The sequence below is a fragment of the Paenibacillus endoradicis genome (genome assembly GCF_024721975.1).
In genome coordinates this window covers 1,200,298-1,214,554 of the sequence record NZ_JANQBB010000001.1, presented here as the reverse complement: position 1 = coordinate 1,214,554, position 14,257 = coordinate 1,200,298, and the positions used below count along the sequence as shown (strand labels likewise).

Annotated in this window: 12 protein-coding genes; 9 read left to right on the top strand and 3 right to left on the bottom strand. The window is 38.2% G+C overall.

The window, feature by feature from the left end; translation table 11 throughout:
- The first annotated feature begins 23 nt into the window (after positions 1–23).
- Together NV377_RS05685 and NV377_RS05680 are read left to right on the top strand one after the other, a co-directional pair.
- The gene (locus NV377_RS05685; RefSeq protein WP_258200182.1) at positions 24–1,010 is read left to right on the top strand and encodes a hypothetical protein; all 987 of its coding nucleotides are present in this window, start codon (positions 24–26) and stop codon (positions 1,008–1,010) included.
- A gap of 40 nt (positions 1,011–1,050) precedes the next feature.
- Positions 1,051–3,405 carry a DNA topoisomerase 3 gene (locus NV377_RS05680; RefSeq protein ID WP_258200181.1) on the top strand — a complete coding sequence of 785 codons (2,355 nt, stop codon included), beginning with the start codon at positions 1,051–1,053 and terminating at the stop codon, positions 3,403–3,405.
- Between the two features lie 128 nt (positions 3,406–3,533).
- On the opposite strand, the gene NV377_RS05675 is transcribed toward NV377_RS05680, so the two are convergent.
- The 3 genes from NV377_RS05675 to NV377_RS05665 form a co-directional block, all read right to left on the bottom strand.
- A complete protein-coding gene (locus NV377_RS05675; protein WP_258200180.1) occupies positions 3,534–3,956 on the bottom strand; it encodes a YhfM domain-containing protein in 423 nt (140 codons plus the stop codon).
- 139 nt (positions 3,957–4,095) lie between these two features.
- Complete coding sequence (locus NV377_RS05670; protein WP_258200179.1) at positions 4,096–4,818, bottom strand: HAD family hydrolase; 723 nt, start codon at positions 4,816–4,818, stop codon at positions 4,096–4,098.
- A 103-nt stretch (positions 4,819–4,921) separates the two neighbouring features.
- Positions 4,922–5,146, bottom strand: coding sequence for a hypothetical protein (locus NV377_RS05665; protein ID WP_258200178.1), 225 nt, complete (start codon positions 5,144–5,146; stop codon positions 4,922–4,924).
- A gap of 142 nt (positions 5,147–5,288) precedes the next feature.
- Here NV377_RS05665 and NV377_RS05660 point away from each other — a divergent pair, with 142 nt between their 5' ends.
- From NV377_RS05660 to NV377_RS05630, 7 genes are all read left to right on the top strand, one after another.
- Positions 5,289–6,014, top strand: coding sequence for a phosphonate ABC transporter ATP-binding protein (locus NV377_RS05660; protein ID WP_258200177.1), 726 nt, complete (start codon positions 5,289–5,291; stop codon positions 6,012–6,014).
- Positions 6,015–6,660: 646 nt separating this feature from the next.
- Positions 6,661–8,277: an APC family permease gene (locus NV377_RS05655; protein WP_258200176.1), complete on the top strand. Its 1,617-nt coding sequence runs from the start codon at positions 6,661–6,663 to the stop codon at positions 8,275–8,277.
- 398 nt (positions 8,278–8,675) lie between these two features.
- Complete coding sequence (locus NV377_RS05650; RefSeq protein ID WP_258200175.1) at positions 8,676–9,677, top strand: phosphotransferase; 1,002 nt, start codon at positions 8,676–8,678, stop codon at positions 9,675–9,677.
- A 27-nt stretch (positions 9,678–9,704) separates the two neighbouring features.
- Positions 9,705–10,634, top strand: a complete 930-nt coding sequence (locus NV377_RS05645) for a polysaccharide deacetylase family protein (protein WP_258200174.1) — start codon at positions 9,705–9,707, stop codon at positions 10,632–10,634.
- Between the two features lie 95 nt (positions 10,635–10,729).
- The gene (locus NV377_RS05640; RefSeq protein ID WP_258200173.1) at positions 10,730–11,689 is read left to right on the top strand and encodes an AAA family ATPase; all 960 of its coding nucleotides are present in this window, start codon (positions 10,730–10,732) and stop codon (positions 11,687–11,689) included.
- Positions 11,690–11,698: 9 nt separating this feature from the next.
- The gene (locus NV377_RS05635) at positions 11,699–12,823 is read left to right on the top strand and encodes a DUF58 domain-containing protein (RefSeq protein WP_258200172.1); all 1,125 of its coding nucleotides are present in this window, start codon (positions 11,699–11,701) and stop codon (positions 12,821–12,823) included.
- Positions 12,820–14,202, top strand: coding sequence for a hypothetical protein (locus NV377_RS05630; protein WP_258200171.1), 1,383 nt, complete (start codon positions 12,820–12,822; stop codon positions 14,200–14,202). Before NV377_RS05635 ends, NV377_RS05630 begins: the two co-directional genes overlap by 4 nt.
- The last annotated feature ends 55 nt before the right edge of the window (positions 14,203–14,257 follow it).

The following is a 14,257-nucleotide window of genomic DNA, read 5'->3' as shown; positions in this document are numbered from 1 at the left end:
GGAAATCTGTTGGAGAAATGGGGATGAAGTTGTCTATGGAACAAAGTAGTGTTCTATCGCTTGATTCAGTGGATCGCATACGGTTTTATGTGAAACACAAATATGCACATTTACCCCAAGAGAAACATGCTGAAATCGTGGCTGACGCCATTGTGAAAATTATTGAGCGTCAGTTGCCGCCATATCATCCAGAATTGAAACGTCAGATTACTAATAAGCTTATTGAGCAAGTTGTTATTCCACAGAAACGTCCAGTATCGCTATTAGACATCGATAACGCTTGTAGTCAAGCTCCGTTAACGAACGAAGATTGGGATTTGCTTCGTAATTGGAGAGCAGAAAAAGGCGTAGTAACGGAAACAGATACAAACAAATGGTCACTTTGGGATGAAGTTACGAAATTTATTAACGAGCATCGAAAAAGTATACGCTATGGATTAGCTTGTATTGTACTTATCGTTGCAGTTAGTATGTATAGCTATTTCTCACCAACGGATATGAAAGACAAGCAAGTTGCAAATGTGGCAACCAATCCAAGTGGTGCTATTGAGACTAGTGAAGTATTAGCATACAATGAACTACCAACTCCCTTTCAATATACAACATTTGATGAGTCGTTACTGATTCAATATTTGAATGGACGGGATTCTATTCTAGTTGATGAACCATACTATACAGCTATTATGGATACAGCTAAACAATTCAATATCCATCCAGTGCTATTGTTTGCGATTACAGGTCAAGAACAAGGCTTTGTAAGTCGTGACAATGATCGAGCAGCAGATATTGCTAATAATCCTTTTAATGTGTTTCATAGTTGGGAAGATTACAATACGACAATTGTAGATTCTACAGCTATTGCTGCGCGGACTCTTGTTAATTTAAGTAAGGATCGCCCTAAAGATGTTGATCCGATCGTTTGGATTAATCGTAAGTATGCAGAAGACCCGAATTGGTCAACTGGAGTAAATAGCTTATTCACTACCATGATTAATTATATTAATGATTAACACCATTAATTATTAGTGAATGAATCATGAAGGAGTTATTATGAAGACATTAATTATAGCCGAAAAACCAGATATGGGTCGAAATATCGCTGCTGCCATTGAGCCGAAAGCAAAAAATATGCGTAGTTACTTAGAAGGTGATACGTATATTATATCTTGGGCGATTGGTCATTTAGTTGGATTAGCAGAGCCAGACGCTTATGATGATCGATATAAAAAATGGAATATTTCTCATTTACCAATTATCCCTGAGCAATTCAAATTAATAGCTAATAAGCGTACTGCCGATCAATTGAAAGTCATAAAAGAGCTAGCACAACGCTGTGATCATATTGTCAATGCTTGTGATGCAGGGCGAGAAGGGCAATATATCTTCTCGCTCATTCAACGTTATTTGAAGTTGAATCATCCTGTCCAGCGCTTATGGATTTCTGATCTAACAGCTGAAACGATTCGCAAAGGATTTCAAGAGTTACGTTCGGAATCTGAGTACTATAATCTTACGTTAGCAGCATCTGCTCGAAGTGAAGCGGATTGGCTCATTGGTATGAATGGTACTAGAGCGTTCACAACAAAGCATAATGAATTGATGTCTGTTGGCAGAGTTCAGACACCAGTATTAGCATTAATCTATGATCGTGAAGCAGAAATAGCGAAATTTGATTCGTTAACGTTTTTTGATGTTGAAGCACAGTTCCAACAAGAGGAAACGAACTATAAAGGGCTTTGGCAAGGTGACCGGATTACGGAGAAAGAAAAAGCTGACGCAATTGTATCAGATGTTAAAGGGAAGCATGGCATTATCGAGTCTTATGAAGCGAAAGAAATTAAGGAGTACCCGCACCGATTGTACGATCTAACATTATTGCAACGAGAGGCGAATAGTAAGCTTAATTTCTCAGCTAAGAAAACACTAGATATTGCCCAAAGCCTATATGAAAAGCACAAAGTAATTACTTATCCACGTACGAATTCTAACTATGTTACGGAACAAAATATACCAGAGATGCACAAGGCGCTCACTGCATTGCAAAGTACAAGTTACGGTCAATGGGTACAACAAAGTGATCGCTCGCTCGTACATATTGGTAATAAATCGATTTGTAATCCTGCAAAAGTAGAGGATCACCATGCGATCATGCCTACGGTGCGTAAGGCCACTTCACTATCAGCAGATGAACAAAAGCTATATGATCTTGTCGTTCGTAGATTTCTATCACAATTCTTTCCACCTGCAAGGTATACCGGACATACCGTCCTAACAAAAGTGGAACAGCATCTGTTCAAAAGTAATATGAAGCAGTTGCTGGAACTTGGATGGAAAGTGATCTATAGTGATCACAATCAGGAAGCAGCAACGAAGCGGAAGAAAGTTAATGCAGATGCTGATGAACAAGATGAAGTGACTGAACTTGATCAGCCATTCGAGTTGAATGCTGATGGTGATGTATTGTGCAAATCTGCAACAGCTAGAGAGAAAGCTACGAAGCCACCGAAGTCATTTACTGAAGGAACGCTTCTTAGGGCGATGGAGAGTGCAGGGAAGCAGATCGAAGATGATGAGATGCGTGAGGCGATGAAAGATTCAGGACTCGGCACACCGGCGACTCGTGCTTCCACGATCGAACGTTTGAAAACTGTAGGCTACATTACGATGGTCGGTAAGAAGATAACGATTGCGAATAAAGGTAAAATCGCAATTGAACTGATTCGCGGTGCGGGTGTTGAGCTGCTAACTTCTCCTGAAATGACCGGCATGTGGGAGAAGCGATTGAATGATATCGCTCGCGGAAATGCGTCGAATGAGCAATTTATGAATAATGTGAAGAAGTTTGCTACGATGATCGTTGATAAAGTGCGAGTGCAACCAATGGTAGCGAAATCTTCATTCGAGAAGCAGGAAGTCACCGCTACGAAACGAACACGAAGCACTAAGAAAACGGATGATGTTAAGGCTGATGGAAAAGAAGCTAAACCTCGTACTAGAAAAACAGCAGTAAAAGAACCAGATGCTACAAAAACAACTCGTTCTAGGGCTTTATCTGCAGCTAGTCAGGTCAATGCAGTTGCGAATGCTACTATAACTACTACAGACAAAAGTGCGAGTGCAACGAATGGCTTACAGTTAATTGCACCGTGTCCAAGAGCAGGCTGTGGTGGTCAGTTGTTTATGGGACGCAAAGATTATGGTTGTTCTCATTATCGATCTGGTTGCACGGTCATCATTAGACGAGAAGTGTTCGGACATTCCATTACCCCTCATGATTTGAAAGTATTGACTAATAGCGGTACAACACCAACCTTGAAGCTGTATACACCTGGTGGTGAACATGTGGACGGCCGAATCGTCCTAGTCAATCGTAATACAGGCGAATTATCAATTGATATGAATTAGTATGTGATGATTTTTTAGTTGAATAAAGTGAGAAAAGATCAGTGACCGCGAGAGTCACTGATCTTTTTTGCTGCTTAAGTGAATGAAGCATCTAATGAATTTCTAACCAAAGCAGTATTGCAAAAATATTATTGAATAACAGTATTATTTTCATATTTCTTATGTAATATTTTCAATAATTTGCTCACTCTTGATTCATCGATCTTGTAGATCGTTCCAGTATTAGGTAGTTTCATAAGCGTTCCTTGACTGTAAGTTTCACTGATCCATAAGTAATATTGCTTTTTCCCAAGTGTGAACTTAAATGGAGGGGCGGAAATATCTACTTCCCCTTGCTGCTTGTCGGCAAATCGAACAGCATAGGTGAATTGTTGAACATCACCTTTATCTACTATGACCCGTTCTGAATCTGGAAGAACTTCATTAAACCCAGACATCTTATTAACAATTACTTGATTATCGGTAACCCGAAAAAAGAAAAATAATACGCTAATTAAGAGGAATAGTATGATTACTAACGATACGATGAGATTGCGTGATTTCATGTTCATAGAGGGCTCCTTTCTTAAAAGCGAGTATCATTTACTTGAAATTTTAATTTGTAAAATATATTAAATTCAGATAGGAATGAAAAAGAGCTAGCACAGTAGGGGGAAACCCAAACTATGTTAGCTCTTACGTCGTTAAATATTAATAGCGTGAAATAAAAGGCGGAATCTGTTGTAATGATTGAACGGATAGAAATTGACCCTTAGGCTCAACATTAACATCTATAATATTATAGTACCATTCATCGGGAACAACGACATGAATAGCGTGGATTCCAGCAGATAATGCAGGCACAATGTCATTGCGTATGGAGTTTCCGATCATCCAAGTACGCTCACGCTCAAATGAGTTAGCAGTAAGTAATTCATCTAATGCTGCAATATTTTTCAACTGACGAATATAGATTCGATCATCAAAATAACGATCAAGTGACATATCTTGTATTTTGCGTAATTGAATCTTCTGTTCTCCACCAGTATAGAGGTGAAGTTGATGTCCTTGCTCGGTTAATTGTTTCAACGTATCTTCCATATGAGGATAGGCTTCTGTTTCATGTCCATATACAGCAAGTCCAAGCTTCTGAAGAGTATCAATCTCTATTGGGGAGGAAGCACGACCAATCAATTGGCAATAATGATAATACGTATCAATAAATGATTGAGGGAAATGTTCACTTTTAAAGCCAGTCTCAGCAATAAGTAATGTGTCTAACTGAGCTTGCTTAGTTTTCACTTCATCAACGGTTACCATAGGATTATTGAACCAACTTACTACTTGTTCAGCAAATTTATCTATAGCTCGAAAGAAGTAACGGTTACAATAGATTAATGTATCATCAAGATCAAACAAAATTTGTTGCGACATAATATGAAAACTCCTTATCTACATGGATGCTTGTATGTTCAATCTACCCCATTGGAGCGATTCAGTCAATGAATAAGGATCTATATTACCATAAATGACACTATTATGCATGTCGTTGTCGGCACTCTAATAGTTTGTTCTTAATATAGGAAATACGACGTTGTACATAGAAGTCTTTACTTTCTCGATGTAACTCTGAAGGCTTAACTTGCTCACCAGTATCATTATTTTCAATTATTAGTCTACCATCATCAAAAAAGGTGAACGTAAGATCTCGCTGAGGTGGAAATTTCTCTACGAAACGAAAATGTTGACGGTTGGAATGCATGTTAATCAAGCCTCCTAATAATGAATTATTAGAACATGTGTTCTGATAATATTATACCAAACATTTGTTCGTATGGAAAGTGTTGTTTTTTTAACGTAAACTAGTAGTATAAGCGTTTGCATAAATGGGAAGGATGCGAAAAATGTTAAGAATACAAAAACTATCTAAATCAATTCCTGGTGGTCCAAAACTGTTGAAAAATATTACTTTCGATGCTTATGAGGGTGATTTCATAGCGGTCAAGGGTGCAAGCGGTAGCGGAAAATCTACATTGTTGAAATGTCTCGCGCTTCAACAAAACTGGACATCTGGCAAATATATATTTAATGGGAAAAATATATTTGAAGGTGGATTCGGCGCTAAGTTCAAATTGAAGCAAGAAGTAGCTTACTTAGAAGAAAAACCTTTTCTGTTTCCTGATAAAACAGCTTTGAAAAACGTTATTATCGGTGCGGTTGGTCAAACACCGGCGTGGAGACGTTGGACAGGCATGGTTCGCAATGACGATTATATGGGCGCAATGGATATGATTGAAAAACGTGGTTTACTTGATAAGGCTAAGATGAAAGCGAAAAATCTCAGTGGTGGTGAACAACAGCGTATTGCGATTGCAAGAGCTTTAGTTCATGGTGCTAAAGTTATTGTAGCGGATGAACCTGTAGCGGGACTTGATCCACATGCAGCTGATTTGGTATTAGCTGAATTGAAAGCATTATGTAAGGAACAAGGTATTATTGTAATAGCTGTTCTTCATCAAGGGGATTGGGCAGAACGATATGCCGATCGTGTTATTGGCCTTAACGGCGGAGAATTGGTTGTAGATGTGTATGGGCGGAGATTAACAGAAAGAGAAAAGAACCTGTTATAGGTAGTTCAAAACATCCACTCGTGATCACGATGAGTTACTAGCGTAGCTTAGACGACGGCGAATATGCCCCCCATCGAAAGCCTGCGTGTGCTCGTGTACCAATAACGTACACTCTGCTACTCGTTTCCGCTGTGGGCCATCTTCTTGGCGCTGACAAGTGAATGTTTTGAACCTTCATTATTAAGAGGAAGTTCAAAAAGTGGACTTTGATAACGATGAGTATGCTTCGTAGCTTAGTCGACATCGAATCTTGAACGCAGCTTCGGTCCTGTGGTGCTCACGTACCAATACCGTACACTGTGCTCCTCGAGCCTTGCTTTGTCCAATCTTCTCGGCTCTGAAAGCCCACTTTTTGAACTCATATTTGAAGAGGAAGTTCAAAAAACGGACGTTAATAACGATGAGTATACTAACGTAGCAGAATCTGCATCGGATATAAAGCGAACTTGCACTATCATTAATAACTGTAGCATCCATCGGTAGAAACTACATCATGCACTTGGTGTAGGTTCTACCGATCGATGCTTTTTTGTTTGTATGAACACTACCAATGAACGACGATAACTACACCTTCATACGAAAAAGCTCATTTATTGACATGGCGATGAAGAAAACACATATACATAGTTATAGTGGAGGTGTAGTAATGATTGAGCTTGTAAGTATGATAGCAATATTAGCGATTGGTATGTTCATTATTATTGGGATTTGTATATATGTTCAGAAGCGGATTAAAGCACAAAACTATGTTAGTTCATCGTTGTATGGTGATGACATTCAACTTTTTCACGATAAACATGACTTGCACCGCTTTGGAATAGGGCAGTTTCTGAAGCGGCATTATGGTGAGGTTAGTTCATTCAGTTTATCGTTCAATACACTCGGAGTTCTTGCAACGTCTTTGTTGTTATTTGCGCCTTTGGTGAAGAATGGAGGGCTAGAGCTTGTATTAATACTGTTTCCTATTATAGGAGTTGTGTTTATCTTTCTATCTGCTATGCTCGCACAGTTAGTATCGTCACAGCCTACAGCAGGTGGGTTGTATCATGTTGTGTTCCGTCATTCAGGGTCTATGCTAGCTAGTATTATAGGTATACTCAAATTGATTGCACAAGTGGGACTTATTATATGGTATAGCTATGGTTGCACTTACTTTCTAGCTATATTACTATCTTCGCATACCACTTGGTTACAGCATGAAATTGGCTTCTATAGCACTGCTGCTATTGTTGTATTATTACAAGTTATCGCTAATAGTATAAAAAGTTCTTACATAAGATCATTGCAAGTTGTCGGTTCTGTTTTGCAACTTTTAGGTGTCATCGCGTTGATTAGTTGTGTCATCATGACGATGTATTCGAATAGCTACTCAGCTATCTACATATTTATATCGCAACATAATACTTCATCTCTATATCTAAATGGGGGCACAGCTACTTTTGCGCAAATAGGTCTCCTAATCGCGTTAATGAGCAAATGGTTTGTAGGGACTGAAGAAGCATCGAGCGGGGCAGAAGAAACGTTAGAACCGCGCATTCGAACACCGTGGTCTATCTTCCTTGCTAGTAGCTATACTTACATCATTGGATTCATTGTATTACTAGTCTTATCAAATCTCGTCATGAATTACAGCACGGATGGAAGTATTCAAAATATTGAGCAATGGCTAACGTATCTTGTTGCAGAGTCAAAAGGTTGGGGTGACTTCCTTATTGTCATTGCAGCATTGGCTTGTTGGCAAAATGGTCAGAGTAGTTTAACCCATACTTCTAGAACGATATTAGCTATGGCTAGAGATCGTATGCTTCCATTTTCCAATAAACTAGGTATGGTCTCATTCAATCGTCAAGTTCCACATATTGCAGTTGCTGTGGCAGGACTGTTAGCAATATTAACGTTAATCGTATTAAGCATACTAAATGTTAGTGCAATACTAGAAACGATCGCTATGGTGGTTGTAGTATGCTATGGCAGTATATATGTACTTATTCTATACTTCTTACGAGATAAAATGATAGATTCACTCTGGAAGATTGGGGAATGGTCGATCTATTTACGATGGATACTAATATTCGCTTTATTAATCATTGTGGCAGCTGCAAGTTATTATGTGAATCCTTTTGTATTGATAAGTATTGGCTGTGTAGTCGTTCTCGGACTAATCTATACTTATATCAACATTGGTATTGTGAAGTTAACGATGAATAATAGTCAGATTGGGAAGGACACCATTGAGTTAGAAGGTAAAATACCTCTCCACTAAAAGGAAGTTCAAAAAGAGGAAATATTGATTATTTCCAAAATTATTTCCTGGGGAAGCGCATAAAGTTACATTTTAATTCAACTTTTCGACGGTAAAATCATAGTGAAAAAGGCGGTAATGATGTCGAAAGCGTTCACTTTTTCGGTCAATTTTGCCAATAAAGTCACTTAGGCGTTATAATGGTGAATAGAAACGTAATTATGTTGCAATAGGAAATTGATAGATTATTTCCTCCATTACCTTATTTTACAAATGACAAGGTTTGATTATTAGAAAAAATAAGTGGCAGCATCACAGTTGTGAGTCGATTTCTAGATTGATTATGCTAAGTTTCTTAAGCAGTTTTCCACTTGGAATGTAGAATCTTAAGAATCGATGAAAAATGGTAGGAGGGCTTTATGGAGCAACAGGAACAATCTTCACCTAGCCTTGAGACACAATTGTTGAACGAGGCATTGACGTACTATAGCTGTCTTGAGCAGCCAACCATCCTAGTTGGACATAGCGGAATGAACAATACTACTCGTATTGTCCGGGATGGTAATAAACAATATAACTTACGCATTTACAATAATCATCAAGATAAAAGCAAGTTGCAATTTGAGCATGAGGTATTACAGCGACTACAGTCACAATCGCCTTTACACATTATGTCTCCAATCCCTGTGTATAATCGATATGATAGTACGATAACTGAATTATCGAATGGCAAATTAGTAGCAATGTTTCATTATATTGAAGGTGAGAGACCTTCAATAGATCGTGTGGAGCATATTGCATGGCTTGCTACTGCCGCTGCAAGACTGAGTAAGGGTCTAGCATCATTAACTATAGATACCGAACCTGCTTACTCTCCTTACTTTGACATTGCAGCGAATTATGAACCACTGCATGAAGAAAGAATAGATAAGATAAGTTCACCTACGGATACAATATCTCAGTTAAAACCACACTTGCTACGTATTATGCAAGAGAGGGCATTGTTAGAATCTATGTGTTCACAATTTGCAACACTTCCACAACAATGGATACACGGAGATATTAATTGTAGTAATGCATTGTGCCATAGTGATCAAGTAGTAGCGATATTAGATTTTGAGTTTGTTACAAGAGATGCTAGAGTGATGGAATTAGCTGTTTTACTAGCAGAGCTTATTAAGCCTACTACAAACAATTTGACTTATAAACTTCAGGTACTGAAAAATGCTTTTATTAAAGAACTGCCTTTACAAGAAGAAGAGTTGAATCTTCTTGAGCATCTAGTCAAGCTTCGAGTAGTAGACGTTGCGATGCATTTCATTGGACGTTATGAAGATGGATTAGATGATGAACATATACTTACAGAGATCATCATTAATGCAGATTACGCAATTACATATGTTAAGTCTTTTCACGTATAAAATGTGGATGAAGGTGAGGCGTAAGATATGAGTTTAGCTGAAGCGTTAGGTTATGCTAAGGAAGATCGGTTGTTAATTATTAATGGTGATGATTATGGATTGAATTATTCAGTAAATGCGGCGGTTCAGCATTTACTAGTGAACGGTTCTATTAGTTCTGCTACATTAATGCTACCTTGTGCTTGGGCTAGAGAGGCTGCACTTTGGAGTGCTTCTAACCAACAATATGATGTTGGTGTACATTTCACATTTACAAGTGAATGGGGAAATTACAAATGGGGTCCAGTAACCAGACATAGTGATGTATCGACGCTCGTTACTAATGAAGGTTATTTTCATAATAATTGCCTTAATTTCGAACAAAGCGCCTCACCAAGTCAAGTAAGCTTAGAATTGAGTAGCCAAGTAGAGATGGCATTGAATTTAGGTGTAAAGCCGACACATGCAGATAGTCACATGGGAAGCCTCTACGGATTAGAGACAGGAAGACACTTCCTACTTGAAACTTTAGATGTATGCGCTTACTATGGATTACCATTCCGACTACCACGTTATGTCAATCCATTGCAGCAACATGTTGTAAGTCAAGAATATGTAGAGTCGATTAAACTGCTTGCTGATCTTGCTGATCAGAAGGGTGTAGTCATATTAGATTATTTAGTTGGTTTACCGTTTGAATTAGGAAAAGACGAAACAATGGAAAGTTTTACCCATTCGTTAAAAGAGTTTGTAACTCATTTAGAACCAGGTGTCAGCGAACTCATCATTCATCCTAGTAAACCTTCTATTGAACTAGAAACGTTTCATAGAGAGCCACAGAAAAGAGTTATAGAGTGGGAAGCGATGCAACAAGCTAGCTGGCATCAACATTTGCAGGATCAAGGAATAAAACTCATCCATTGGCAAGAACTTCAACGATTGCAACGTAGTAAAAGTACGAGGCAATACCCATTCTGATGCTAGATGAGATACTGAATATTATTTCAATATCTCAACAATTATTAAAAAAGTAGAAATTATCGTAGCTATTCAAATAATGGGAGGCCGTCGTAATGAACGCAGATGTTATCTATCAACTCAATGAGTCCGTGAAACAAAATGTAGGGAAAGTTATTGTAGGGAAAGAGGAAGTTATAGAATTGCTCGTCATTGCTTTGGTTACATCTGGGCATGTATTACTTGAAGATGTACCAGGAACAGGCAAGACGATGCTAGCCAAGTCATTAGCAAGCTCTTTATCATTAGCTTTCAAGCGGATTCAATTCACTCCTGACCTATTACCATCAGATCTTAGCGGGATTCATTTCTACAATCAGAAAGAATCTGATTTCGAATTCCGTCCTGGACCATTATTTACACACTTGCTACTTGCTGATGAGATAAATCGAGCAACACCAAGAACGCAATCAAGTCTATTAGAGTGTATGGAAGAACGACAAGTAAGTATAGATGGTGAAACGATGAAGCTTGAGCGACCATTTATGGTTATCGCTACGCAAAATCCAGTGGAACAACAAGGGACATTTCCATTACCAGAAGCACAACTCGATCGTTTTTTATTCAAAATAAAAATGGGATATCCATCAACTGATGATGGTCTTATACTTTTGAAAAGATTTATGAGAAGTGATCCTCTAACAGAGCTAACGCCTATCGCAACGAGAGAGCAATTAATAGCAGCTAGTAATAGTTATCAAGATGTTCGAGTGTCTGATGATATCCTCGCTTATTTACTAAACATTGTTGAAGCAACTCGCTCACATGAAGATGTAGTAATCGGTGTATCTCCTCGTGGTAGTCAAGCATTGTTGCGAGCAGTTCAAGTCCATGCGATATTGCGTGGTCGGGATTATGTTACACCTGATGATATTAAGGCGATGGCAAAGCCAGTACTTGCGCATCGAATCGTGCTTCGCGGTTTACAACGTGGGATGAATGGAACTGAAAAAGTGATTGATCAGCTACTAGAGCGATTACCTGTTCCTTCTGAAGAGCAGCTTGTTGCAGAATAGAGGCCAGTTATGGTGTTAGTATGGTTTTTCTTAACGGCATTAATTATTGTTGGAGCACAATATTTATGGTATCGTCGCTTTGTTCTTCGACACCTCGACTATTCTCGCGATTTCAATAAAATCGTTTGCTTTGAGGGCGAAGAGATAGAAATGATTGAACAAATTAGCAATAATAAGAGATTACTTGTCCCTTGGCTTTATATTGAGTCACAACTTGAAGCTTCTTTAAAATTCGGAAAGTCGGATAATTTTGCAGTAAGTTCAGGTAGTCTGTATCAGAATCACCATAGCTTTTTCACATTAAGAGGGTTTACGAAAGTAACGAGAAAGCACAAGATTATTCCGATGATGCGTGGAAAGTACAAGCTGAATACAGTGAGCGTTACAAGCGGAGATCTTATGAGTCTGGCAAAGGTCAATCGAACGATTCAGTTGAATGGGAAATTGACTGTTTATCCAAAGCCTATTGCAATTCCGTTAGATAAGATACCATATCATAGTTGGCAAGGCGATGTGTCTGTGAAACGATACATTCTACCTGATCCATTTGTGGTGGCAGGTACTCGTCAATATGAAGCGGGAGATACATTCAAACAGATTAATTGGAAAGCTACTGCTAGAGCAGGAAGCTTACAAGTTCATCAATATGATTTCACAGCCAATCGTAAATTAATGGTTGTACTCAATATTGATGATCGTGAAGGAATGTGGCGTGTAGTCTCCAATCCATCGATGATTGAAGATGGTATCCGATATGTAGCTGGTATTACTGAAGAGGTTATTAAACAAGGGATGCAAGCAGGCTTTGCAACGAATATGCGTACTGCTCAGCAAACTCATAGTCTCTATATTGAGCCTAACAGTGGAGAGAATCATTGGTTATCTATTCTAGATGCCATGGCGACATTAGAACTTGAACGTACGGAGTCATTCTCCGAGTTACTTGATGCTATTATTGCTTCCAAAGTATCCTATACTGATTTTTTATTTCTCTCTTCCTATTGGAATGAGGAATTGGAAGCTCAATTGAATCAACTGAGAAGTCACAATAACGCAGCACTTCGATTACAATTAACAGATTTTCAAAATGTTGATGGAAGAGAAACGGTATTGCAGGAGGTGACTGCAGGATGAGTGAGATGATTGTCTCTAGCAGTAATCGAGTTGCAAAAAACGTCTTTCGAACCATCGTACAAGCTTTAACAGAACTGATCTTCCTTGCACCGTTATATGTAACCATTGGCATCTATTTATTTTCTCCAGTCGCGATGCTTGGATGGTTCATCGGATTAGTCATTGCCTATACACTTCCACAACTAATGTTGAAGGAGGGGAAGCAGTATAAAAATTATACTAGAGTAGGCTTTATCATCATCAATAGCGTAATTTTATTAGCATTTTTGTATTCTTCTTTTCCTAGTCAGCTACGAGTGTTTAGTATTATTGTGTGGTTTATTGCCACAGTATTCTTCATTCATAGCGGAATAAGAAACTTTATGTATAGTTGGCGTGGAAGTTTTACACCCACGATTATGACTTTAGGTATCATAGCATACATTGTCCTGCAAATATTGAAGGTAACATTATTAACTGAAATCGCTCATCACAATGGATTATTTTATGGTTTAGGAATGGGCGCATTAATCTTATTTCTGTATATTACAAATGAAAGAACGTTAGGTGAGCATCAAATTGTAGATGAAACATCACGAACGTTTCGTATGTCACTTCGTATCAATCGTGTCATTATTACGATCATCTCCGTTGTGTTACTATTAATTGCACTATTACGTGGAATTCAGCAACAAATTGAAGATTGGATAATGAACTTAATTAGACAATTTTTCGCATGGCTATCTAGTTTTGAATCGTCTGAAGTTGCAGAGAAAGTGACTCCACCTCCACCTATGGAAGGAATGGGGGAAGCTATTCCGACGGATGATCCTTCTACATGGTGGATTATCCTTGAGAAAATTTTCAAATACATAGCCATTACGCTACTTGTATTAGCAGCAGTATTTATCATCGTATATGGAACCATGATGATTGTTAAGGGCGTTAAGAAATTAATAGCACGACTTTTCAATCCTTATAAACTAGCTTCAGACTTACATGATGGTTACATTGACGAAGTTGAGGATCTTCAGCCAGTTGCTAAGCGAGCCAAACAACTAAAGCGTGTAAAGCTCAAATATAGTCCTATGAATACTCAAAGTTGGTCAAAACTATCTAATGAAGATAAAGCTAGAGGCTTATATAAACATGTTGTGAAAGAGCAAATCGATTCAGGTTTCCACTATCAATCGAGTCATACAGCTAAGGAAACGATCGAAGAGGTCCAAGTTCGACCTCAATCTGAGCGTAAATCTACTAAGATAATTCACCGGAATGAGCATAATAAAGCAGATTATGATCAATTAATCGATATGTATAATGACGTAAGATATGGTGATAAAACAGCAAATGAGTCTTCTTTGCAAAAATTATTTGAGAAATTTGTAAAGAAAAACTAAAAATAAAAAAATATTTTTATCGATTAAAAGGCCAAAATTGAGAGAAATACTCTCG

What these genes read in the sequence shown, in the direction of transcription:
- NV377_RS05685 (WP_258200182.1), top strand. Translation starts at nt 24, where the DNA reads ATGAAGTTGTCTATGGAACAAAGTAGTGTTCTATCGCTTGATTCAGTG.
- NV377_RS05650 (WP_258200175.1), top strand. Translation starts at nt 8,676, where the DNA reads ATGGAGCAACAGGAACAATCTTCACCTAGCCTTGAGACACAATTGTTG.
- NV377_RS05680 (WP_258200181.1), top strand. Translation starts at nt 1,051, where the DNA reads ATGAAGACATTAATTATAGCCGAAAAACCAGATATGGGTCGAAATATC.
- NV377_RS05670 (WP_258200179.1), bottom strand. Translation starts at nt 4,818, where the DNA reads ATGTCGCAACAAATTTTGTTTGATCTTGATGATACATTAATCTATTGT.
- NV377_RS05645 (WP_258200174.1), top strand. Translation starts at nt 9,705, where the DNA reads ATGAGTTTAGCTGAAGCGTTAGGTTATGCTAAGGAAGATCGGTTGTTA.
- NV377_RS05630 (WP_258200171.1), top strand. Translation starts at nt 12,820, where the DNA reads ATGAGTGAGATGATTGTCTCTAGCAGTAATCGAGTTGCAAAAAACGTC.
- NV377_RS05635 (WP_258200172.1), top strand. Translation starts at nt 11,699, where the DNA reads ATGGTGTTAGTATGGTTTTTCTTAACGGCATTAATTATTGTTGGAGCA.
- NV377_RS05665 (WP_258200178.1), bottom strand. Translation starts at nt 5,146, where the DNA reads ATGCATTCCAACCGTCAACATTTTCGTTTCGTAGAGAAATTTCCACCT.
- NV377_RS05675 (WP_258200180.1), bottom strand. Translation starts at nt 3,956, where the DNA reads ATGAACATGAAATCACGCAATCTCATCGTATCGTTAGTAATCATACTA.
- NV377_RS05640 (WP_258200173.1), top strand. Translation starts at nt 10,730, where the DNA reads ATGAACGCAGATGTTATCTATCAACTCAATGAGTCCGTGAAACAAAAT.
- NV377_RS05660 (WP_258200177.1), top strand. Translation starts at nt 5,289, where the DNA reads ATGTTAAGAATACAAAAACTATCTAAATCAATTCCTGGTGGTCCAAAA.
- NV377_RS05655 (WP_258200176.1), top strand. Translation starts at nt 6,661, where the DNA reads ATGATTGAGCTTGTAAGTATGATAGCAATATTAGCGATTGGTATGTTC.